This window comes from Parendozoicomonas callyspongiae, from assembly GCF_023502345.1.
Taxonomy (GTDB): domain Bacteria; phylum Pseudomonadota; class Gammaproteobacteria; order Pseudomonadales; family Endozoicomonadaceae; genus Sansalvadorimonas; species Sansalvadorimonas callyspongiae.
Genome location: NZ_JAMFLX010000001.1, coordinates 124,764 through 146,261, shown reverse-complemented (window position 1 = coordinate 146,261; position 21,498 = coordinate 124,764). Strand labels below are relative to the sequence as shown.

The 21,498-nt window shown below is 47.6% G+C and carries 14 protein-coding genes; 6 read left to right on the top strand and 8 right to left on the bottom strand.

All coding sequences use genetic code 11. The features are described from left to right. Positions 1 to 8: 8 nt before the first annotated feature. Positions 9 to 5,126, top strand: coding sequence for a hybrid sensor histidine kinase/response regulator (locus M3P05_RS00585; protein ID WP_249697282.1), 5,118 nt, complete (start codon positions 9 to 11; stop codon positions 5,124 to 5,126). Further along, positions 5,119 to 5,607 carry a chemotaxis protein CheW gene (locus M3P05_RS00580; RefSeq protein ID WP_249697281.1) on the top strand — a complete coding sequence of 163 codons (489 nt, stop codon included), beginning with the start codon at positions 5,119 to 5,121 and terminating at the stop codon, positions 5,605 to 5,607. The genes M3P05_RS00585 and M3P05_RS00580 overlap by 8 nt, the downstream gene beginning before the upstream one ends. Here M3P05_RS00580 and M3P05_RS00575 read toward each other — a convergent pair. The 4 genes from M3P05_RS00575 to ahcY form a co-directional block, all read right to left on the bottom strand. Beyond that, the gene (locus tag M3P05_RS00575; protein WP_249697280.1) at positions 5,579 to 6,400 is read right to left on the bottom strand and encodes a hypothetical protein; all 822 of its coding nucleotides are present in this window, start codon (positions 6,398 to 6,400) and stop codon (positions 5,579 to 5,581) included. The two genes, M3P05_RS00580 and M3P05_RS00575, sit on opposite strands and share 29 nt — an antisense overlap. Positions 6,401 to 6,413: 13 nt before the next feature. Next, entirely contained in the window at positions 6,414 to 7,142 is a 729-nt protein-coding gene (locus M3P05_RS00570; RefSeq protein WP_249697279.1) for a 16S rRNA (uracil(1498)-N(3))-methyltransferase, read from the bottom strand. A 151-nt stretch (positions 7,143 to 7,293) separates the two neighbouring features. After that, on the bottom strand, positions 7,294 to 8,130 hold the full coding sequence (gene metF, locus M3P05_RS00565) for a methylenetetrahydrofolate reductase [NAD(P)H] (protein ID WP_249697278.1): 837 nt from the start codon (positions 8,128 to 8,130) through the stop codon (positions 7,294 to 7,296). A gap of 109 nt (positions 8,131 to 8,239) precedes the next feature. Further along, positions 8,240 to 9,628: an adenosylhomocysteinase gene (gene ahcY / locus M3P05_RS00560; RefSeq protein ID WP_249697277.1), complete on the bottom strand. Its 1,389-nt coding sequence runs from the start codon at positions 9,626 to 9,628 to the stop codon at positions 8,240 to 8,242. Positions 9,629 to 9,937: 309 nt separating this feature from the next. Between ahcY and M3P05_RS00555 the strand changes: the two genes are divergently transcribed. Beyond that, positions 9,938 to 11,278, top strand: a complete 1,341-nt coding sequence (locus M3P05_RS00555) for a GAS domain-containing protein (RefSeq protein ID WP_249697276.1) — start codon at positions 9,938 to 9,940, stop codon at positions 11,276 to 11,278. A gap of 64 nt (positions 11,279 to 11,342) precedes the next feature. Here the strand turns inward: M3P05_RS00555 and metK are convergent, their stop codons facing one another. The 3 genes from metK to putP all read right to left on the bottom strand — a co-directional run bounded on the left by metK (position 11,343) and on the right by putP (position 15,254). Further along, entirely contained in the window at positions 11,343 to 12,506 is a 1,164-nt protein-coding gene (gene metK / locus M3P05_RS00550) for a methionine adenosyltransferase (protein WP_249697275.1), read from the bottom strand. Positions 12,507 to 12,513: 7 nt separating this feature from the next. Beyond that, positions 12,514 to 13,533, bottom strand: a complete 1,020-nt coding sequence (locus tag M3P05_RS00545; RefSeq protein WP_249697274.1) for an ArsR/SmtB family transcription factor — start codon at positions 13,531 to 13,533, stop codon at positions 12,514 to 12,516. Between the two features lie 230 nt (positions 13,534 to 13,763). After that, the gene (gene putP, locus M3P05_RS00540) at positions 13,764 to 15,254 is read right to left on the bottom strand and encodes a sodium/proline symporter PutP (protein WP_249697273.1); all 1,491 of its coding nucleotides are present in this window, start codon (positions 15,252 to 15,254) and stop codon (positions 13,764 to 13,766) included. 459 nt (positions 15,255 to 15,713) lie between these two features. Between putP and pepT the strand changes: the two genes are divergently transcribed. Next, the gene (gene pepT / locus M3P05_RS00535; protein ID WP_249697272.1) at positions 15,714 to 16,946 is read left to right on the top strand and encodes a peptidase T; all 1,233 of its coding nucleotides are present in this window, start codon (positions 15,714 to 15,716) and stop codon (positions 16,944 to 16,946) included. Between the two features lie 194 nt (positions 16,947 to 17,140). Here the strand turns inward: pepT and M3P05_RS00530 are convergent, their stop codons facing one another. Continuing rightward, positions 17,141 to 18,637 (bottom strand): hypothetical protein, encoded by a 1,497-nt coding sequence (locus M3P05_RS00530; protein WP_249697271.1) that lies wholly within the window; start codon positions 18,635 to 18,637, stop codon positions 17,141 to 17,143. 31 nt (positions 18,638 to 18,668) lie between these two features. Here M3P05_RS00530 and M3P05_RS00525 point away from each other — a divergent pair, with 31 nt between their 5' ends. Further along, positions 18,669 to 18,821, top strand: coding sequence for a hypothetical protein (locus M3P05_RS00525; protein WP_249697270.1), 153 nt, complete (start codon positions 18,669 to 18,671; stop codon positions 18,819 to 18,821). Between the two features lie 376 nt (positions 18,822 to 19,197). Further along, positions 19,198 to 21,204, top strand: a complete 2,007-nt coding sequence (tkt, locus tag M3P05_RS00520) for a transketolase (RefSeq protein ID WP_249697269.1) — start codon at positions 19,198 to 19,200, stop codon at positions 21,202 to 21,204. The last annotated feature ends 294 nt before the right edge of the window (positions 21,205 to 21,498 follow it).

The window sequence follows — 21,498 nt, the reverse complement described above, 5'->3', positions numbered from 1 at the left end:
GAGTGTTTATGGAGGATCGTCGCAGTATCAGCAGCCACCACTGGGTGGCTCTGGGGTGGGTTCGAACTGAAATCAGCAACACCTTGCTTCAGGCACGCCAATGCCTTGAGGCTTATGCCGGCGCTCGTGCCAGTAATGGGGAGGATTCTTCTCATCTGAAATTCTGCCAGACCTATGTTCATCAGGTTCGGGCTGTATTGGAGATGGTAGAGTTCTGCAGCCCTGTTGTTCTGGCCGAAGAAATGGAGCTTCTGGTTGAGGATCTGGTCACAGGACGTGTACCTGCTCGCAGTGATGCCTTTGAAGCACTGGTCAGAAGCCTGCTGGAACTGCCGAACTGGTTGGAGCAGATGCAGGCCAGGCATGATGACTCCCTTGTTGGCATACTTCCAATACTCAATGATCTGCGCAGTGCCCGTGGTGAGCCACTGTATTCTGAAACATCCGTATTTAATCCCAGTCTTGATGCTCTGACTCCTGTGGTTTCAGACCAGGAGCTTGCCCGTCTTCAGGGAAAGTCGCTGGTTCTCCTTCTGAAAAAGCTGCGTCAAATGTACCAGTTTGCTCTGGTTGGTTTTTTCAATCATCCCGGAGATAAAACCCATCAGAATTACCTTCTGCGGGTTTTTGAACGCATGGCATCCCTGTGTAATGGCATGCCTGCAGCCGATTTATGGCCTGTTGCGGAGGTATTAGTCAAAGCTGTACAGGCAGGAGATGTTCGAAGTGGTCCCGCTGTTCGAAATCTTCTACGTAGAGTTGATAAAGTTCTAGCTGAACAGGCTGATAACCTTTCACAGTCTTTTAATTGGCCTGCTCCTGCCGAGTTATTGCAGAACTGCCTTTACTATGCAGCCTGCTGCCAGAGTGATGATCAGCTGACTCGTACTGTTCAGGAAAAATATAAGCTGGCAGATGCTTTCCCAGAGAGAAAAGAGAGTTCTGAGGAGTCATCAGGGAATCCCGTTGCAGTAGAAAACCTTCAGTCCGCAGAACAGGCTGTTCTGGCTGAGGCTTATTCGGGTCTTAAGCATGCCAGGGAGGCTATCGCTGACTTTATCTCTTCTGACTTTAACCGCGAGTGCATTTTCCAGGTGCCGGAAATCCTTTTGCCGGTTCATGGAAGTCTGGACATTATTGGTCAGGAGCGTATTGCCGAGCTGGTCAAAGCGGCAAGGCACTTTATTGAAGTGGAGCTATTACATTCACATCAGCCCCCCGGCAGGGGTGATATGAACAGCTTTGCCGAGGTGCTGGCTGGCGCGGAATATATTGTTGAGTGCCTGAAAGAAGACCGGCTTGATCTGGAGGATGAAACGCTTCAGAGGGCCGAAGAGAGTCTTAAGCGCCTGGGGGCTTTTGAGCGAGAGATACAGAATGTTCCCTCTCTTGATGAACAGGTTATTCATGAGCTGACCAAAGGACAGGAAGTTGAGCTGGCTGCACCTGGCCAGAGTTATGACGAAATAGATCAGGAGTTTATTGAGATCTTCAGTGAAGAAGCTGAAGAGGTTCGGGAGCAGCTTCAGGAAAATCTCTCTATCTGGCGCAATGACTTAAACGACGCCGGTTCATTAAAAGTGCTGCGGCGAGGATTTCATACACTGAAAGGCAGTGGTCGTATGGCTGGTGCCGGTGTTATCGGAGATCTGTCCTGGTCTGTTGAGAATATGCTTAATCAGGTTGTTGAGGATCGAATTAAGCCTCACTCAGCGATGCTCAAAGTGGTTGATAGTGCTGTCGCGCTATTGCCGGAGCTGCTGGTGGAATATACCAGTCATAATCAGAGGGTTTCTGATGTAACCCGGGCGTGTATTGGGGCTGCTGAGGCTCTCAGCCAGGGAAATATTCCTACACTGCAACCAGTGAAGGAATTGGAGAAGGAAGAAGAACAGTCAGAGCCTTCTCTTGATCCTGAGCTTGCAGAAATTTTCCGAATCGAAGCCTTTACTCATCTACAGGTAATAGATGACTTTGCTTCTGATTTCAGCCTTTCGGAATCTTCTCTTCCAGTCAGTGATGATCTGTTGCGCTCTCTGCACACTCTGAAGGGAAGCGCCAGCATGGCTGGCATCACTCCAGTCATGGATATATCCACAGGACTGGAGTTTATGACCCGTGAGTTGCGCGCCCGCAATATTGAGGTTGATGAAGAGATCATTGGCTTGATAATGCAGGGCTCCTCCTTAATCCAGCTCAGCCTTGAGCAGCTTGATAGCTCACCATTTCAGCGAATTGAGGGGACAGACGAACTACTGGCAGAAATTCGTAAGCTTTCAGAATTAAGAACCGGTGATTATGAAGAATTCGGTGATGGTTATGGCTCTGAAAACCTGTTCAGGGGCGAGAACCTGAACACGATTCTGGATGCCATCAATATGCTTTCACGGTGGAAGCGTGATCCATCTGATAAGCACCTGACACATCTTTGTGATGGATTGCTGACTCTGGCAGGTAATGCCAGACAGTTTGAGCAGGATGCTATTGCTGAGCTGGCTGAAGAACTGGCGGTTGTTTACCAGGTCATCCAGACAAGAAGTTACAAAGCAACAGACGGCGATCTTAATATTTTGCTGGAAGCCCATGACTGGGTGATAAATATGCTGGATCAGCTAGCAGGTCAGGAAACACCTGCTGCCAGTGAAGATATTTTGATGAATCTGCAAAGCCTGATTGAGAATGTTGACTTTGAGCCGGACCAGAACGTCCAGATGGCCGGGCTGGATGATGAAAACTCATCAGAGCTTTTGGCCGTTTTCCTTGATGAGGCTATGGATAATCTGGATGCTGCCTCTGCCGCCCTTTACCGCTGGCTGGAAGACAGTTCTGATGCAACAGCCCTTTCTGAGCTTCAGCGCTATCTGCATACCATTAAAGGTGGTGCCAGAATGGCTGGCATCAAGGCTATCGGTGATTTGGGGCATGAGCTGGAAGGTGTGTATGAAGCGCTGAAACTCAGGCGGCTAAAGGTCACTCAGGATCTGATCAACCTTCTGATGAGCAGTCATGACACTCTGGAAGGCATGCTCAGCACCATTCGCTCGAATAATGAATGCAAACCAGCCAAGAAGCTGTGTAAGTCCATCCGCAAGGTGATGAAGAATATTGAGGAGCCGCATGCTGCTTCTGAAGCGATACCAGAAGAGCTGGCGGAAGAGTTTAAGGTAGAAACTGTTAAGGTTGAGAAGGATCAGCCTGACTTCATTTCAAAGCCTGAGGTTTTTGGGGCTGATGGCGAAAGCCGGATACCAGCTCCAGCCAAAGTTTACCTCCGAAAAGATATCGAAGCGGCCAATGATAGTGTCAGTGATGAGCAGGTTCGTGTTTCCGCTGAACTGCTGGACAATCTGGTGAATTTATCTGCTGAAACCAGTATCTCCCGCTCACGCATAGAACAGCAGATCAATGATTTCAGCTACACGCTGAAAGAGATGCATACGACGATTGACCGCTTGCAGGAGCAATTACGCCGACTTGATACCGAAACCCATGCCCAGATTATCTCCCGCCATGAAGGTGATGGTTTCACTATAAGAAATTTTGATCCGCTGGAAATGGATCGCTACTCCGAGTTGACTCAGTTGTCCCGCTCTCTGGTGGAATCTGCCACAGACCTTCAGGATTTGAAGCAGGTTCTGGAAGAGAAGAGCCGTGATTCGGAAACGTTGCTTCTACAGCAGTCCCGTATTAACTCGGATCTTCAGGAGGGTCTGCTTCGTACCCGAATGCTGCCATTTGAACGTATGGTTCCACGGTTGCACCGGGTTGTACGGCAAGTCTCGGATGAGCTTGGAAAGAAGGTGGAGTTAAAGGTTGTTAATGCTGAAGGTGAGATGGACCGTTCGGTGATGGAGCGGATGATTGCTCCCCTTGAGCATATGCTTCGCAACGCTATCGACCATGGTATTGAAGCTTCTGCGGAGGAACGTCTTGCCCATGGTAAAAAGGAAGTTGCTGAAATCAGTCTGAATCTTGCCCGGGATGGTGGTGAGATTGTTCTCAGCCTTGCCGATGATGGCAAAGGACTGGATCTTGATGCTGTGCGCAGCCGTGCTGTTGAGCGAGGGCTGCTGGCTGAGACGAGCAAGGTTTCTGATCATGATATTTCAAGAATGATCCTGCAGTCCGGCTTTACCACTGCCAGCAGTGTGACCCAGATTTCCGGCCGTGGTGTCGGAATGGATGTTGTTCAGAATGAACTAAAACAGCTGGGCGGAAGAATTGATATCCACTCAACCCTGGGCGAAGGAACGGAATTTGAGATACGGCTGCCATTCACTTTGGCAGTGAATCGGGCGCTGATGGTGAACCTGGCAGACGAGCGTTATGCCATCCCGCTTAATGCTCTTGATGGAGTTGTTCGTCTAAGCCCGTTTGAACTTGAAGGTCATTACCAGGATGGTGATGAAGGCATTGAGTATGCCGGTAGGAAGTATCGCCTGCAGTATCTGGGGGAACTTCTTCACGAACACAAACCTCGTCTTGACAGTCTTATCCATGAACTGCCGGTTCTTCTGATGCGTTTTGGGGAAAAGAATCTGGCAATACAGGTTGATAGCCTGGAAGGCAGCCGGGAGATTGTCGTGAAGAGCCTGGGACCACAGTTCTCCGGTTTGCGTGGAGTGAGTGGTGCTACGATTCTCGGTGATGGCAGGGTTGTTGTTATCCTGGATATGGCTGCGCTAATTTCTGACTATGCCACCAAAGAGCATACCGGAGCCAGTGTTGCCAATACCTCTGCACAAGAAGAGGAAAATAACCTGATTATGGTTGTTGATGACTCTGTCACCGTACGAAAAGTCACAACCCGGTTATTGAAACGAAATGGCTATCGAACCGCTTCAGCCCGTGATGGAGTAGAAGCTATGGCACTCCTGCAGGATTTTCGTCCAGCAGCCATTTTGCTGGATATTGAGATGCCCCGGATGGATGGCTACGAAGTTGCCATGGCGGTTCGTAATGATCCGGAACTGAAAGATATCCCCATCATTATGGTGACTTCCCGTACTGGCGAGAAACATCGTCAACGTGCCCAGGAAATTGGTGTGAATAATTATCTGGGTAAACCCTTCCAGGAAGCCATGCTGCTGGAAACCATTGGCTGTTTTGTCAAGAGGCATGACTAGAAAAGTGGATCAGGACAATAAACAACTGTCAGTTATGTTTGTGCCGTTAGGCTGGAGTCATTTACTGGTTCCCTGTTCAGCTATTGCTGAGTTAATAGCTTTTCAGGAGCCTGTAGGTGTTGAAAATACACCCGACTGGTTTCTTGGGGAGATTAACTGGCGGGATAATGTAATTCCGCTGATTTCTTTTGAAGGGATGTCGGGTAAAGGCGTGAGCGCCGCTGCTCCCGGAACACTGTATCTGGTAATTAACCGTTTGACAGAAAGTGATCCCTACCCGTTCTATGCAATACCGGTAAAAAGCGTCCCCCGTAACCTTCGTTTGGTGGCAGATGACCTGAACTGGAAGAAGGATCAGAATGTAAAGGAAGGTCAGCCGCTAAGGGAAGCTGTCGTAACAGTTGACGGTCAGGAAGCATTAATTCCCAACCTGATTGGACTTGAGTCCATGCTTACTGAATATATGCGCTCCCCTGCTTAAGGCATTGGTTAATATACTCCTGTTGCAGAGATGCCAGATCTTCTTTGGTTAGCTCAAGGCGTACATCATCTTCACCTCTTAACAGATCATAGAGGCATTTGGTCTTACGACTTTCACCATTACTTCTTTCTCTGGGAGCAAGTGAGACAGACACGAGTTTGGTTTTGCCATCCAGTGTCCAGTTTTCCTGTGCTGTACCAATGCAGCAGATTGCGCAGTCCGGTAATCCTGCGGATATAGATTGTGCAGCCTTTTTGCTTTGTCCGTAACGCATTAGCTCAGCTGTTGTGATATTCCGACTGACCGTAACCGAGTTAGGACTGGTGATTGTCAGATCATGAATGCCACCAAGGCATCGGTCCCCGCCAGGAAAACTATTTCTCATTTTGAGGGTTTTGGCATGTTGCTGGTTTTGACTCAGAGAAATCCCCTCAACAAGCATTGCAAAAGTGAAGGTTCCTGACCCTCCATAATTAACAACCTGCTGCAAAAGAACCTGATTGTTCTCCATCCCACCGATAAGACTGTATGAAGAATAAACCGGAATGGACTCATCTTCCGGTTCCTCTTTCATCTGGCTTTTGCTCCAGACTGCCTGCCAGTGACCTTCTTTTGAAAAAGGGTAACTCTTGTACTTTTCCGAGCAGGCTTTCAGGTCAACTGATGCTGACTTTTCAGATGCTGGTGAGTGAAGTGGGATCATTTCCTCAATACAAAGAGGATGAATATCCACAGCAGCAGCCAGAGCCGGCAAGCACAGGAAAATGGTAGTTATGGCAGTCAGGAGCTTCATAGGCTAACAGATCCTAAGACCAGTCCCCCCACAGGTACTGCATCAAACTGATAGCCGCTACAGGTGCAGTCTCGGTTCGTAAAACTCTTGGACCAAGAACCAAAGGGTTAAACCCCTGCCCTTCTGCAGTAGAAATCTCATCAGCTGTCAGCCCACCTTCTGGCCCAATTAACAGTGACACAGTCTTGGGAGAATCATAGCCGGTTAATGCCTGTTTGGTTCTGTGGTGCAGAACAAATTTCAAATCAGTATTTCGGTTAGCAACCCACTCAGAAACAGGCACGGGTGAGTGAATTACAGGAACAATATTCCGTCCGCACTGTTCACAGGCACTGATAATAATCTGCTGCCAGTGACGTAGTCTTTTATCTGCCCGCTCACTATTTAACTTAACCTCGCATCGCTCTGTGAACAGTGGTGTGATTTCTGTCACTCCTGCCTCAACGGCTTTCTGGATGGCATAGTCCATCCGTTCGCCTCTGCTTAATGTCTGACCAAGGGATATTGTGAGGGGAGACTCCTTGTCTATAGGCATAAACTCAAGGGGGACAACCTGCACCTGCTTTTTGGAGACCGCATTTATCCTGGCTTGCCAGCATCCACCTTCGCCATTGAATAGGATCAGAGGATCACTGGGTTTCATGCGTAATACTCTGCCAACATGGTTTGCGGCACTTTCTGGCAGATCAACTGGCTGATACTCCTGCAGCTGAACGGGGGCATAAATTCGAGGATTGCGCATTTGTAATTCAGGTAGGTAAGAGGAATAGACTGGCTGTTATTGTAGCGAATAGAGGGCAGTGACTAAACTCGGTCTGCACACAGATAGATGTCGAAACACCCCATATATAGAATGCTGGAGTGATTTCGACTATTGAGTATGTCCTGTTGGACTAAGCCAGGTTCAGATTCTTAACAATTGCCATTGAAGGCCCTGCCTGGTTCAGCGTGTAAAAATGCAGAGCAGGAACTCCATAGCTCACCAGCTTTTCACAAAGACCTGTCATCACTTCTTCACCAAACTGCCTGATGCTGGCACTGTCATCACCATAAGCTTCCAGCTGTTTACGTAACCAACGGGGCATTTCAGCACCACACGCATCAGAGAAGCGTGCCAGCTTCATGTAATTGGTAATTGGCATAACCCCGGGAACGACGGGTACATTGATCCCCATGGATGCGATGCGATCCATAAAGTAGTAGTAACCATCCGGGTTAAAGAAATATTGCGTAATAGCCGAGCTGGCGCCCGCTTCAATTTTTCTTCTGAAGTTGTCCAGGTCTGATTCCATGGATCTGGCCTGAGGATGAACTTCCGGATAAGCCGCAATCTCTATATGGAAATGATCACCCGTTTCTTCACGGATAAAGGCAACCAGCTGGGATGCATACTGGAAATCATCATACTCGACGGTGCCGATACCGGACGGCCGGTCACCTCGCAAAGCAATAATTCGAGAAATGCCAAGGTCTTTATAGTCTTTCAGAATACTCTGAATCTGGTCTTTGCTATGACCAATACAGGCCAGGTGAGGCATAACGGGAATGCCTGTGGCATCTCTGGCAGATACCAGTGTTTCACGGGTTCTGTTACGGGTAGAACCACCGGCACCATAAGTAACAGATAAAAATTCAGGGTTGCAGTCCGCCAGCTGACGTGCCTGAACCTGCAGTTTACGCGCCCCTTCATCTGTCTTGGTGGGGAAAAATTCAAAGCTCAGTGCAGTCATATTGTGTGACCCGGTTTACAGCTTGATAACCGGGCCTCCTCCTCATTCTATTTTTCGTTGTTTTTGGTCAGGGGCTTTGTTTTGTATATCCCTGAATTATTCTCAAAAACTAATATTTGTAATCGTCTGTTTTATAAGGGCCATCCATTGGAACATTGATATATTTCGCCTGTTCCTTGGTCAGCCTGGTTATGACTCCACCAAAGCCTTGCACCATATAACGTGCGACTTCTTCATCAAGGTGCTTGGGTAAAACATCTACGGTCACTGCGACTGACTTTTGATCGGCGGGCAGATTGGCGAAGTTATTTTTATAAAGGTGTATCTGGGCCAAAACCTGGTTGGCAAATGATCCATCCATAATCCGGGATGGATGGCCGGTTGCATTTCCTAAATTGACCAGCCGCCCTTCAGAAAGCAGAAGAAGGTAATCACTGCTGTCTGAACTCCGAAATAATTTATGTACCTGCGGTTTGATCTCTTCCCAGCGCCAGTTATCCCGGGTAAAGGATGTATCGATTTCTGTATCAAAGTGACCGATGTTGCAGACCACACAGCCAGTTTTCAGGTTTTGCAGCATAAGCTTGTCACAGACGTGAACATTGCCGGTTGTAGTCACCAGTAGATCAGTGTTTTGCAGAAGCTCCTGGTTAACACAGTCAGCACTACCTGTATTAACACCCTCCTCATAGGGCGAAACAACTTCAAAACCATCCATACAGGCCTGCATGGCACAGATTGGATCAATCTCGGTAACTTTAACGATCATCCCTTCCTGGCGCAGAGAGGCGGCAGAACCCTTGCCTACATCTCCATAACCAACCACCAGAGCTTTCTTTCCAGCCAGCAGGTGATCAGTAGCCCGTTTGATAGCATCATTCAGAGAGTGACGGCAGCCATATTTATTATCATTCTTACTCTTGGTGATGGCATCGTTCACATTAATGGCAGGGACTTTCAGGCTACCCTCTTCCAGCATTTCCAGAAGCCTGTGGACGCCTGTTGTGGTTTCTTCAGAAATTCCATGGCAGTTTTCCAGCAGCTGGGGATACTTCTTGTGAAGAAGTGCAGTCAGGTCTCCACCATCATCAAGGATAAGGTTGGGCTGCCAGCCCGGTACATCTGCTCCAACAGTCTGCTCAAGACACCACTCATACTCCTCTTCTGTTTCACCTTTCCAGGCAAAGACCGGGATGCCTTTGGCTGCGATGGCGGCAGCGGCATGATCCTGAGTGGAAAAGATATTACAGGATGACCACCGGACTTCTGCTCCCAAGGCACACAGGGTTTCGATAAGAACAGCTGTCTGAATAGTCATATGAATGCAGCCCATAATCCGGGCACCCTGCAGAGGCTGTTCTACCTGGTACTGACTTTGAATAGCCATCAGTGCCGGCATTTCTGACTCGGCGATGTCAATCTCTCTGCGACCCCAGTCGGCCTGAGTGATATCGGCAACTTTGTAGTCACAGAGTTCCGGAAGGTTGGCTGCGTTCATACTGTGATCTCTTTTATGAGTTTTTATTGGAGTAGTGGAAGCAGTCTAGCAATAGGAAAAAAGTATATCAATTTATTTTGATATAGCTTTGCGTACTGGTTAAACCGAAGAATTACTCATGGTACCTCCGGAGGCTGTCAGCTCTGCTAACAGGTTTGTTTGTAGGTTTTGGGAATGATCGCTTCTTAGCCCTGTCATAGTTGGTAGACCAAATAGCAGGTCCATTTTGAGGCATGTTGTTATGACGGGTGTCATCGGGTCTTAAGGCAAGCAACTTAGTCCCAAGCTAGTGTTGACAGGAGGAACGGGATGAAACGCAACAATATTATGAACCAGCCTCTGAAAGTCATCGGTATGCTGGTTGCCATATCTGCAACGATGACAGTCAGTGAAGCAAGTTATGCCGCAGTTTCCAGTACTATCAAAGATGCTTGGTATGGAAGTAGCCATTTATCTGTTAGGGATAAAGGTGCCAGAACCCTGCACGGGCGTGATAATACAGAGGGAGGAGGGACATCGTCTCAGACTGTAACTACTCGTAGCTCCAACACTAATACTCATACTTCAACTTCAGAACACCGGCCTTCGTATCAGCGAAATCCAGCAGAGCAGAGTGAGGTTGATAAACAGTTAAATGAAGTCGAGCAACAGCTTACTTCGTCATCAGAGAAACTCAGTGACCTCAAAAAGCAGAAAGCTGAAGCTCAAACCAAGCTGGATGCCGCCCCAGAAGATCAAAGTATCCTTGCTGAGTTAAACGCTATCAATAAAGAGATAGAAGACGAAGAGGATCAGATGCGTCGTGCTAAGCAGAAATCTGATTCTTTAAATGAAAGAGACACAATTTTTGATGACAGTCTGATGGATAGCGTGCTCAATTATGCCACTAAATACGGCTATGAAAACGAAGCGCTTGTACAGTTCGATTTTTACAAAGAGAAGGTCAGGAAGGCATATGCAAATTTATATAACCGTCTTCCTTATCGCTCGGCTCCTTTGTCCCGTGAGGAAGATAGTGGTGATTTGGCAGTGCCTCGCTTAACAAAGGAAGTGTTTGCTTCCACACCTGTTTTTGCTGGTGTGCTGGATCAGCAGCCAAACAGAACACCAGTTATGGGTATTCGCTTCAAAGTTGAAACTTACAACGATGAGGGTCATCCCGTAACTTGTGGTGCTGAGAATGACTTTGATGGTTACTTCCATGTGGCTGTTTCAGACAGTACAAAGTCAAATCGCTGGAAAACGACCTTGAGCTTGAAAGACGTATTGAGCCAAGATAATCGGGAGTTAGTTGATGTGTGCTTGAAGAAAATCCCTTCTAACGAAACCTGGTGGAAAATGCTGCCGATTGTTGGTGAGTATGGATTTAACACTGTGTTCTCCAGCGACAGCGTTTTTGTTAAGGGTATTTCCAGAAAAGAGGATCTGGAAAGCAATCTGACGATTCAGCAGATGGAAACGATCCTTCTTCTTGTCAGACATGGCGAAGTAACAGTTATGAGACCAGAAGAAGATTCTTATAAGCTGGTTCTTGCGGGCAGTGAGCAAGCTCGACAAGCCCTGCTGGACTCTCTTAAGGCCGCTAAGCCTGAGGGGCCAACAGTTCTGAAGAATGGTGGAAAAGTTGTAACTGCTGAAGACTTTAAATAATTATTCCAGCACATAAAAAAACGGAGCACTTAGTGCTCCGTTTTTTTATGTGCTGGAATACAGATTAGAGGCCAGCCTGCTCACGCAGCACCTGGGCTTTATCAGTACGCTCCCAGGTGAATTCTGCTTCGTCGCGGCCAAAGTGACCGTAAGCAGCTGTTGCTTGGTAGATTGGACGCTTCAGGTCCAGCATGGCAATCAGACCTCTCGGACGCAGGTCAAAGTGCTCACGAACCAGCTCGGCAATCTTCTCATCGCTGATCTTGCCAGTACCAAAAGTGTTAATGCTGATGGATGTGGGTTCAGCAACACCAATGGCGTAGGACACCTGGATTTCGCAACGATCAGCCAGACCTGCTGCAACAACGTTTTTGGCTACGTAACGGCCAGCATAAGCTGCGGAGCGGTCAACCTTGGAAGGATCCTTGCCGGAGAAGGCACCACCACCGTGACGAGCCATGCCGCCGTAGGTATCAACGATAATCTTACGACCTGTCAGGCCGCAGTCACCAACGGGGCCACCGATAACAAAGTTTCCGGTTGGGTTAATGTGAAACTGAGTTCCTTCGTGTAGCCATTCAGCAGGCAGGACTGGCTTGATAACTTCTTCCAGAACTTCCTTGCGCAGCTGCTCCAGACTGATGTTGGGATCGTGCTGGGTGGAAAGTACAACTGCATCAATAGCAACAGGCTTGCCATCTTCACCATAACGCATAGTGACCTGACTTTTAGCATCAGGGCGCAGCCATGGCAGAGTCTTGTTCTTGCGCAGTTCAGCCTGACGCTGAACCAGCTTGTGAGAGTAGTAAATTGGAGCAGGCATCAGGGAGTCGGTTTCGTTGGCTGCGTAACCAAACATCAGGCCCTGGTCACCAGCACCCTGTTCGTGTTCTTCTGTTTCATCAACACCCATGGCGATATCGGGAGATTGCTTACCGATAGCATTCAGAACAGCGACGCTTTCACCATCGAAGCCCAGGTCACCGTGGTTGTAACCGATGCTGGTAACAACGCTACGAACCAGCTCCTCAATATCCACGTAGGTTTCTGTGCGGACTTCACCCGCGACGATAACCATGCCAGTTTTGACCATGGTTTCTACCGCAACACGGGCTTCGGGGTCATCCTTGAGAATGGCATCCAGAATTGCGTCGGAAATCTGGTCAGCGACCTTGTCAGGGTGGCCTTCAGAAACAGATTCTGAAGTAAACAGTGTGTATTCAGCCATTGTGGTTTTATTCCTCTAAAAATCCTTGGCGGCGATGCTGACGGAAGAACCGCCTTACCTGTATCTGAAAGCCGTTGCGTAAACCCAGGTATTGAGCTTCACCGGCAATAAGGCCGGCTTCACGAGCCCAGCCCGTTAACTCTTCAGTGCTGAAACCGAGCCAGAGATCTCCGCATGATTCGCGAACCCACTCTTGGTCGTGGCGGCTCAGTTCACTGATAAACAAGCTTGCACCAGGGCGTAGCAGCGTTGCTGCTTCCCGGAAGATAGCAGCAGGAGCCGGAACATGGTGTAGTACCATGTTGGCGATAATGCAGTCGACGGACAGACCTTCGTCTGCCAGAAGTGACAATTCCCCGAGACGGTACTCGATATTATGCACACCGGTATTGTGTGCATAACTGCGGGCCTGCTCCAGCATGTCTCTGGAGTTATCCAGGGCAATAACCCGCTCAAATGTCTTGGCCAGATCAGGCAGAAATGCACCTTCCCCCGGGCCAAGCTCTACAACCAGCTGCCTGGATGGCAGCTCGGAACGATTCAGTATTTCCAACAGACAGCGAGCATAGAGATCATGGTCAGCTATCAGTTCCTGATGTTCACGAAAAGCTTCCGCATGGCGTGAAAAGAAAACCCTTGACTGTTCTGCACGTGTTGAGCGTATCTCCTGAAGTCGCATTCTGCGCTCAGGGCTCAGTGGAACTTCGTCAATAGCGTCAAACAAGGCGTGAATAAGAGCGCTCTGGGCTGAATCCGTCGGAGGTAAAGCTCTGCGATAGAAAATGGCATTACCTTCACGTCGGGTCGTTACCAGCCCGGATTTGGCCAATACCTTCAAATGGTGGCTCATGCCGGACTGACGGGTATCCAGAATTTTTGTAAGTTCCAGTACCCCGAGAGATTCCGTGCGCAACAGTCTCAGAACTTCCAGGCGCAACGAATCCCCCGCGGCTTTACCGAGGGTTGCGAGCTGAGTGAGTTCGTGGTGGGTCTCCGTTGAAGGAGATTCGACAATTGCGATGGTCATAGTGCGAAAGTTTATCAGTTTAAAAACTGAGCATCAAAAATTTTTGATATAGCTTTAGGTTGGTGTTTAAAGTTACAGCACTAGTTACAACTGAATGGAAAAAGAGTCCCTGCAGGATCAGTTATTTGATTTCAGAAGAAAAATGAAATGGATGCTGGAAGGAGGAAGGAATAACAGCGCTGAAGAAATATATTAACAAACATATTTTTCAGCGCTGTTTTAATCATGGGTTATTTGAATGTAAGCTCGAACTTATCAAATTCAGAAGTCACTTCTTCTGAGGGCTCTTCAGTAATAAGGCTGATGATAACAATGGATATTGCAGCCAGAATTGTGCCGGGAACAATTTCGTAGAGATCAAAGATTCCACCGCTGAATTGCTTCCAGAGAACGACGGTGATTCCACCTACGATAATTCCTGCCAGTGCACCGTTACGGTTCATTCGTTTCCAGAACATGCTGATCAGAAGCGCAGGGCCAAATGCGGCACCGAAGCCGGCCCATGCGTAAGAAACAAGTCCAAGTACCGAACTGTCCGGATTCATTGCCAGCAACAGGGCAACAACAGCAATGGCAACGACTGACAGACGCCCAACCATCATAACTTCTTTGGATGAAGCATCCGGTCGAAGAATATCTTTATAGAAGTCCTCTGCCAGAGCCGAAGAGGAAACAAGCAGCTGAGAATCCGCTGTGCTCATAATGGCCGCAAGTATGGCTGCCAGCAGAACACCGGCTACGACCGGATGGAACATAGCGTTAACCAGCACCATAAAGATGGTTTCTCCATCGGCAATGGAAGAACCCTGATCAGTGAGATAAACCAAGCCAACAAGGCCCACCAGGACAGCGCCGAACATCGATAAGCCTGTCCATGCAACAGCGATACGCCGGGCTGTTGGTACGTCCCTGAAGGAGCGGATACCAGCGAAACGGGCAAGGATATGAGGCTGACCAAAATAACCCAGTCCCCATGCCGCCAGGGAGGCAATGGTAATCCAGGACAGGGCTTCACCATCTGAGTTTGTCCAGATGTTCAGAAACTCAGGGTTGATCTCTGCAAGTCTTTGCACCAGAGACAGGTCGGAGGTACTTGATTGCATGGCAATAACGGGAACAAATATCAGGGCAGCAGCCATAAGGAGACCCAGAACCAGGTCTGTCCAGGATACGGCCAGGAAACCACCAAAAAGAGTGTAAGAGATAATGCAGACAGTACCGATGGTTACAGCAAGGCTGTAATCCAGACCGAAGACTGTTTCAAAGAGCTTTCCGCCTGCAACCAGACCTGAGCTGGTGTAGAACAGGAAAAACAGCAGGATAAAGAATGCAGACACAATCTGCAGAAGCTTGGAGCTGTCACGGAATCTGTTGGTGAAAAACTCAGGAAGTGTCAGTGAGTTTCCAGCCACTTCTGAATACACCCGCAGTCGTTTAGCCATCAGAAGCCAGTTCATCCATGTTCCAATAAGCAGGCCAGCGGCAAGCCAGAATGCTTCGAAACCAGCGGCAAAAGCATAGCCGGGAAGGCCAAGAAGCAGCCAGCCACTCATATCAGAAGCTCCTGCACTTAATGCAGCCGGCCAGGGGCCAAGAGAACGGCCTCCCAGGAAATAATCTTCAGAGTTGCCTGTCCGTTTCCAGGCCCAATAGCCAATGAATAACATCATGGCGAGATAAACGATAAAGGTGCCAATAATGGCGCCACTGTTTTCTGTCATAGGATATCCCTGTTATAAATATTTTGTTGGGAACGATGCTTGCTCTTCAGGTAAACCAGAACTCAATAAGAGAGAGCTGTGCTGAAAAAATTCCCTTTGCAGCAAATATTTGCGCGGGTGGGATTTTAACGTTCTCATTTCACTAAGCAATGCTACATTTTTGTTGTTATTTGTCGAAATAGGTGCTGTTTCGCCTTAAGTACGTACAAAGCATTTTGTCTATTTCTGTTTTTCCTTCTTGCTGTGCAGAAACAAGCGGTTTTTAAAACAAGTTATCAGCAAAAGAAAAAAGCTTGTTGTCGTCTTATTAAAGATGTTTCCTTTGCAATACATGATTGTAGTAAGAAAAAATGATGTTTTTTTACTGTCAGTGGAGGAGTTAATTTAAATCAATACAGGCTTTGTAAGTCACTGTTAATTTACCGGCCGATTTTCCTACCTGCTGGAATGCTTACAGTTATGAAACAGGCTTACCTGAATCGTTTCTTCCGTTATATCTCTTTTGATACCCGTTCTGATGGGTCCAGTGAAACAGTGCCAAGCACTGTCGGCCAGAAAGTTCTGGCTGAAGAAATTCGCAAAGAGCTGGAAAGTATGGGACTGGATAAAGTCCTGCTGGATGATAACGGTTATATTTCTGCCCGCCTGCCTGCCAATACTGAAGCAGACGTTCCGGCGATTGGTTTTATCGCTCACATGGACACTGCTCCTGACGCGTCCGGCGCGAATGTGAAGCCGCAGATTGTTGAAAACTACAACGGTGAAAGCATCACTCTGAACCAGGAGCTGGATATTCATCTGTCTCCTGCTGAGTTCTCACAGTTGAAGAACTATGTCGGCAAGACTCTGATCACTACTGATGGCACCACTCTGTTGGGTGCGGATAATAAAGCCGGTATTGCTGCCATCATGACAGCAGTTGAACACCTGCAGCAGAACCCTGACATTGTTCACGGCGATATCTGTATCGGTTTCACTCCGGACGAAGAGATCGGCCGTGGTGCAGATCACTTTGACGTACTTAACTTCGGTGCCAAATGGGCCTACACCGTTGATGGTGGTGAGGAAGGTGAACTGGAATGTGAAAGCTTTAATGCTGCCAAGGCAACCGTAACCGTTCGTGGTCGTAATGTTCACCCTGGTACTGCCAAGGGTGTGATGATTAACGCTGCCCATGTTGCCCGTCAGTTTGCCAACGAGATGCCCTCTGACGAAGTGCCAGAGAAAACCGAAGGCTACGAAGGTTTCTTCCATCTCTACAACATGGCTGGTGACGAAACAGTTGCCACGCTGGAATACCTGATTCGCGATTTCGACAGAGAAACTTTTGAAAGTCGCAAAGTCCTGATGACCAATGTTGCTGACAGCATGAACAAGATGTTCGGTGAAGAGCGTGTGGTTGTGGAGATCAAGGATCAGTACGCAAATATGCACGAAGAAGTTGTGAAAGTGCCTCACGTGATGGATATCGCCCGTGAAGCCCTGAATAACTGCGATGTAAAACCTATCGAAAAGCCCATCCGTGGTGGTACCGATGGCTCACGCCTGTCATTTATGGGGTTGCCCACACCAAACATCTTTACCGGTGGCCATAACTTCCACGGTATTCATGAGTACCTGGTTGTTGAATCAGCACTGAAGAGCGTTGAGGTGATAGTTGAAGTAGCGGCTCTTACTGCAAAAAAAGCATAGTGATTAAAGAATATAAATAATCAATCCAGGAAGCACAGGGAAGTGATTTCTGGATTGGCTTTAATATTAAGTATCTTTAATTGATTTTTATGAAAGAAATGTAGAGCTATCACTCAAGCGCTATCGGGCGATTCAGGTTTAGACTAAGTAGTAAGTGTGTCTTAATCAGGTAGTCTGGGGTTTCTAGATCTTGGTCAATCCAAAAACTGGTAGATAACAAATATATCTGACTCCGTTATAACTTTTATTTCATCCTGTCTTTTGAGCCAGTTTTTTCTGAAAGGAATGTAACTATTCCTTAAACGGTTTTCAAAAAATCTGATAGTGTCTATCTGTGAAATCACTTTTTCTAGAAAGAATTCATTGTAGTAATAATCTTTGGTTTTGGTGGCTAAGGACTGTAATGGATGGTGAGTACTTTTTGCCATACAAACCCTATGAGTTTGTTTTGAAAATACAGGATAGTTCTCAGGGAGTATGTTACTGGTTTTGGCGACAACCTCCATTAACTCCCTAATCAGGGGTGTATTTAATAGAATGAACCTGTTAGATGGCTTGCATATTCCTGATACTTGGCAAAAACAGTTTGGCAGGTTATAAATTTTGCCCATAAACGATGCGTCAGTCTTAGATTCATTATTAAGGCTGCCCTGAAGTGATCGAATGTCATTATTTAAATCGATTATATGCAGATTTTCCAGTGCACGAATGTTGTCGTACATGCTCAGCAGTAGTGTTGTTCCTGTATATTCATTCACATCGTGCAGATGATTGAAATCAATAAACCTGCTCGCTCCTGCTTCACTTTGACTAGCTATAGAGATGATTTCAGAAAATAAATTTTTCATAAACCATTGTGAAACTATGGCGGCAGAATGTCCGTTAATGATTTCATTAGGAGTAATAGAGCAAGTTGCAGTTAAACCTGCATTTTTATCCAGACAATCATATGCCATTATTTTTACAGGGTAGTAATGGGCAGAGTCGAACATTGGTTCCCAATCACCATTAGCAATCATTTTAATCATATTGCTTTTAGTAAAACCAAATTGATCAACTAACAGTGCTCCTTGAATGAGGTGAGGAAATTTGCCGTGATAAATAGAGCCACTATAAAAAGCGTCATCAACAAAAAGATGATTTCCCGCGAAATGGTTAGCAATTTGGTTAGGAACAAAGCCTGCGAAGAATACCGGCTTTTCAAAACTTGCTGGCTTAAGTAACTCTGAATAAAGCGTGTCAATATAGATCCTTACCATGTCGGTAATAGAGCTCTCTTCAAGCAGAGTTAAGTCAGCAAAAGGAATTGTTATGTTGATTTTATCCTTGTTGGGGATGACAAAAATTTTCCCTTTGTTCAGATTTGCTAAATCAATGCCATGAGTTTCCAGAATTTTTTGCCTGACTATAGCCCCCACTTTATTCAGTGTTTTGAGGTATGATAACGGCGACCGAATCGCTTTTTGCTGATCGTTAGAAAAGGTCCTGATTACCTTGGTATACTTCTCGTCGAAGTAATCTCCTGCCACATCATAGCCAAGTTGGGGAACCAGCTTGCCATAGTAGACTGCAAGATCCATATCATTCTGAAGCTTCAGTTCAGAAAGAGTTGCTGGGTCTTGAGCTGTAGCTGTATTGAAAAAGCTTAAACAGAGAAGGTTGTATAACACCGTTCTGATTGTTTTTTTCATTTCATGTTTCAACTTTACCGTGGGAGTATTTATGGGCAGTATTTTTACTGCATGGTTCCGTATGAAAAACGCTGTTGCCGTGTATACCGACAAGTCGGTTGGCATTACTGATAGAAAAGAAAACGATGCTGAAGTTACTAAGGGCCTGTTCATAATCTTGTCGCAGGCTGTCAATGCCGAGTAAAAGCACCTGTTTATCCGCTTTGGCTCGTTACATAGAACCAATATGCGCCTCACAAAACCAAAGAAACAGGCGCTTTTCTCGTCATTTTCGCTATCTGCGAAAGATCATGAACAGACTCTAAAATGGAACATTGTCATGTTCATTTGGGATAAAGCATCGAAATCCTAATGTGAAGTACTCATTAGTATGTTGACTGTATGGCAAGGAAATATAGGTTATCGGATTTACTGGACAAACCTGTGACCTATAGAACAGGGGAGCGAATAAAAATATGTCGGCCAGGCGTAGGGGTTCTTATTCACGTTTACCTCGCCAGCTATTAGAATACTCGAGTTTTCTGCCTTAATCTCGCAATAAACTTGGAGCCTGTGGTTCGATGACTACCCGCCGAGAATGCGCCAACGCTATCCGTGCCCTGAGCATGGACGCTGTCCAGAAAGCCAAATCCGGTCACCCCGGTGCCCCTATGGGTATGGCTGACATTGCTGAAGTGCTGTGGCGCGACACACTGAAGCACAACCCCCAGAACCCTGAATGGCATAACCGTGACCGTTTCGTACTGTCCAATGGCCATGGTTCCATGCTGCTGTACTCCCTGCTGCACCTGACCGGTTATGATCTGTCTATCGATGACATCAAGAATTTCCGTCAGCTGCACGCCAAAACTGCCGGCCACCCTGAATATGGCTATGCGCCAGGTATTGAGACCACCACCGGTCCTCTGGGTCAGGGTATTGCCAACGCGGTTGGTATGGCTGTCTCCGAAAAGGTTTTGGCTGCCCAGTTCAACAAGCCTGGCCACGAAATCGTTGATCACAACACTTTCGTATTCATGGGCGATGGCTGCATGATGGAAGGTATCTCCCACGAAGTATGCGCTCTGGCGGGTACTCTGGGTCTGGGCAAACTGGTTGCTTTCTACGATGACAATGGCATCTCCATCGACGGTGAAGTTGAAGGCTGGTTCACTGACGACACTCCCAAGCGCTTTGAATCCTACGGCTGGGAAGTGATTCCTGCTGTTGACGGTCACGATCCTGAAGCTCTGCTGGCTGCTATCAAGCAGGCCAAGAGCAACACCGACAAGCCAACCCTGATCTGCTGCAAGACCGTTATCGGTTTTGGTTCCCCTAACAAGCAGGGTAAGGAGGAGTGCCACGGTGCCCCTCTGGGTGATGACGAAATCGCCCTGACCCGCAAAGAACTGGGCTGGAACCACGGTCCGTTCGAAGTACCTGAAGAGATTTACAAGGAGTGGGACTGCCGTGAAAAAGGTGCCGCTGCCGAATCTGAATGGGATGCACTGTTCTCTGCCTACAAGGCCGAGCATCCTGAACTGGCTGCCGAGTTCGAGCGCCGCATGGCAGGAGAACTGCCAGCAGACTTCTCTGATAAAGCTGCCCAATATATCCGTGAATGTCAGGAGCAGGGCGAGAAGGTTGCCAGCCGTAAAGCTTCCCAGAATACTCTGAACGCTTTCGGCCCAGCTCTGCCTGAGTTCCTGGGTGGTTCTGCTGACCTGGCCGGTTCCAATCTGACCTTCTGGAAAGGCTGCAAGTCCGTTACCCGTGAAGACGCTTCCGGCAACTACATGCACTACGGTGTACGTGAGTTCGGTATGACCGCCATGATGAATGGTATGGCTCTGCACGGTGGCTTTATTCCTTACGGTGCCACCTTCCTGGTATTCATGGAGTACGCCTGTAACGCTCTGCGTATGGCGGCTCTGATGAAGATTCGTCAGATCCAGGTTTACACCCACGACTCCATCGGTCTGGGTGAAGACGGCCCAACTCACCAGCCTATCGAACAGCTGGCCAGCATGCGTGCCACTCCTAACCTGAACACCTGGCGCCCATGTGACACTGTAGAATCTGCAGTGTCCTGGAAGCACTCCGTTGAGCGTAAGGATGGTCCTTCTGCACTGGTATTCTCCCGTCAGGGTCTGCCTTGCATGGCTCGTTCTGCCGAGCAGCTGGCTAACGTTGAGCGCGGTGGTTACATCCTGCGTGACTGTGAAGGTGAGCCTGAGCTGATCCTGATTGCTACCGGTTCTGAAGTAGAACTGGCTGTGAATGCTTTCGAAGCTCTGACCGAGAAAGGTCGCAAGGTTCGTGTTGTTTCCATGCCTTCTACTGAAGTATTTGATGCCCAGGATGCTGAATACCGTCAGAGCGTTCTGCCAGTAGAAGTCGGTGCTCGTCTGGCTATTGAAGCTGCTGCCGCTGACTTCTGGTACAAGTATGTTGGTCTGGACGGCCGTATCATCGGTATGACTACCTTTGGTGAGTCTGCTCCTGCTGCAGATCTGTTCCGTGAATTCGGCTTCACTCACGAAAACGTGGTGACTATTGCTGAAGATATGCTGAGCGATCTGGACTGATCTGAACAGGCTTTTCTAAGCCCTGCCAGATAGAAAATGCCCGCGCTGCATATAAATATTTATATAGGTGCGGGCATTTTTTTAACTGAAAGAAATCTATACTTCAAATTCGATTGTCTTACGTTATTTCATCCTACCCACACCTTGAGCAAGCGGTATTACTCCTGAAAGGTGGGCTTTTTGTTTTTCTGGTCAATATTTCTAACAAAACCGTTTTTCTCTGAGTTTTTCTGAATCTTTGTATTTAACGAGTTGTCCGACTCTTTATCAGTAATAAAAATGTAAAGTAACAAA

Excerpts from the sequence above, each read along its gene's own strand:
- M3P05_RS00585 (WP_249697282.1), top strand. The coding sequence starts at position 9 with ATGGAGGATCGTCGCAGTATCAGCAGCCACCACTGGGTGGCTCTGGGG.
- M3P05_RS00580 (WP_249697281.1), top strand. The coding sequence starts at position 5,119 with ATGACTAGAAAAGTGGATCAGGACAATAAACAACTGTCAGTTATGTTT.
- M3P05_RS00575 (WP_249697280.1), bottom strand. The coding sequence starts at position 6,400 with ATGAAGCTCCTGACTGCCATAACTACCATTTTCCTGTGCTTGCCGGCT.
- M3P05_RS00570 (WP_249697279.1), bottom strand. The coding sequence starts at position 7,142 with ATGCGCAATCCTCGAATTTATGCCCCCGTTCAGCTGCAGGAGTATCAG.
- metF (WP_249697278.1), bottom strand. The coding sequence starts at position 8,130 with ATGACTGCACTGAGCTTTGAATTTTTCCCCACCAAGACAGATGAAGGG.
- ahcY (WP_249697277.1), bottom strand. The coding sequence starts at position 9,628 with ATGAACGCAGCCAACCTTCCGGAACTCTGTGACTACAAAGTTGCCGAT.
- M3P05_RS00555 (WP_249697276.1), top strand. The coding sequence starts at position 9,938 with ATGAAACGCAACAATATTATGAACCAGCCTCTGAAAGTCATCGGTATG.
- metK (WP_249697275.1), bottom strand. The coding sequence starts at position 12,506 with ATGGCTGAATACACACTGTTTACTTCAGAATCTGTTTCTGAAGGCCAC.
- M3P05_RS00545 (WP_249697274.1), bottom strand. The coding sequence starts at position 13,533 with ATGACCATCGCAATTGTCGAATCTCCTTCAACGGAGACCCACCACGAA.
- putP (WP_249697273.1), bottom strand. The coding sequence starts at position 15,254 with ATGACAGAAAACAGTGGCGCCATTATTGGCACCTTTATCGTTTATCTC.
- pepT (WP_249697272.1), top strand. The coding sequence starts at position 15,714 with ATGAAACAGGCTTACCTGAATCGTTTCTTCCGTTATATCTCTTTTGAT.
- M3P05_RS00530 (WP_249697271.1), bottom strand. The coding sequence starts at position 18,637 with ATGAAAAAAACAATCAGAACGGTGTTATACAACCTTCTCTGTTTAAGC.
- M3P05_RS00525 (WP_249697270.1), top strand. The coding sequence starts at position 18,669 with ATGGGCAGTATTTTTACTGCATGGTTCCGTATGAAAAACGCTGTTGCC.
- tkt (WP_249697269.1), top strand. The coding sequence starts at position 19,198 with ATGACTACCCGCCGAGAATGCGCCAACGCTATCCGTGCCCTGAGCATG.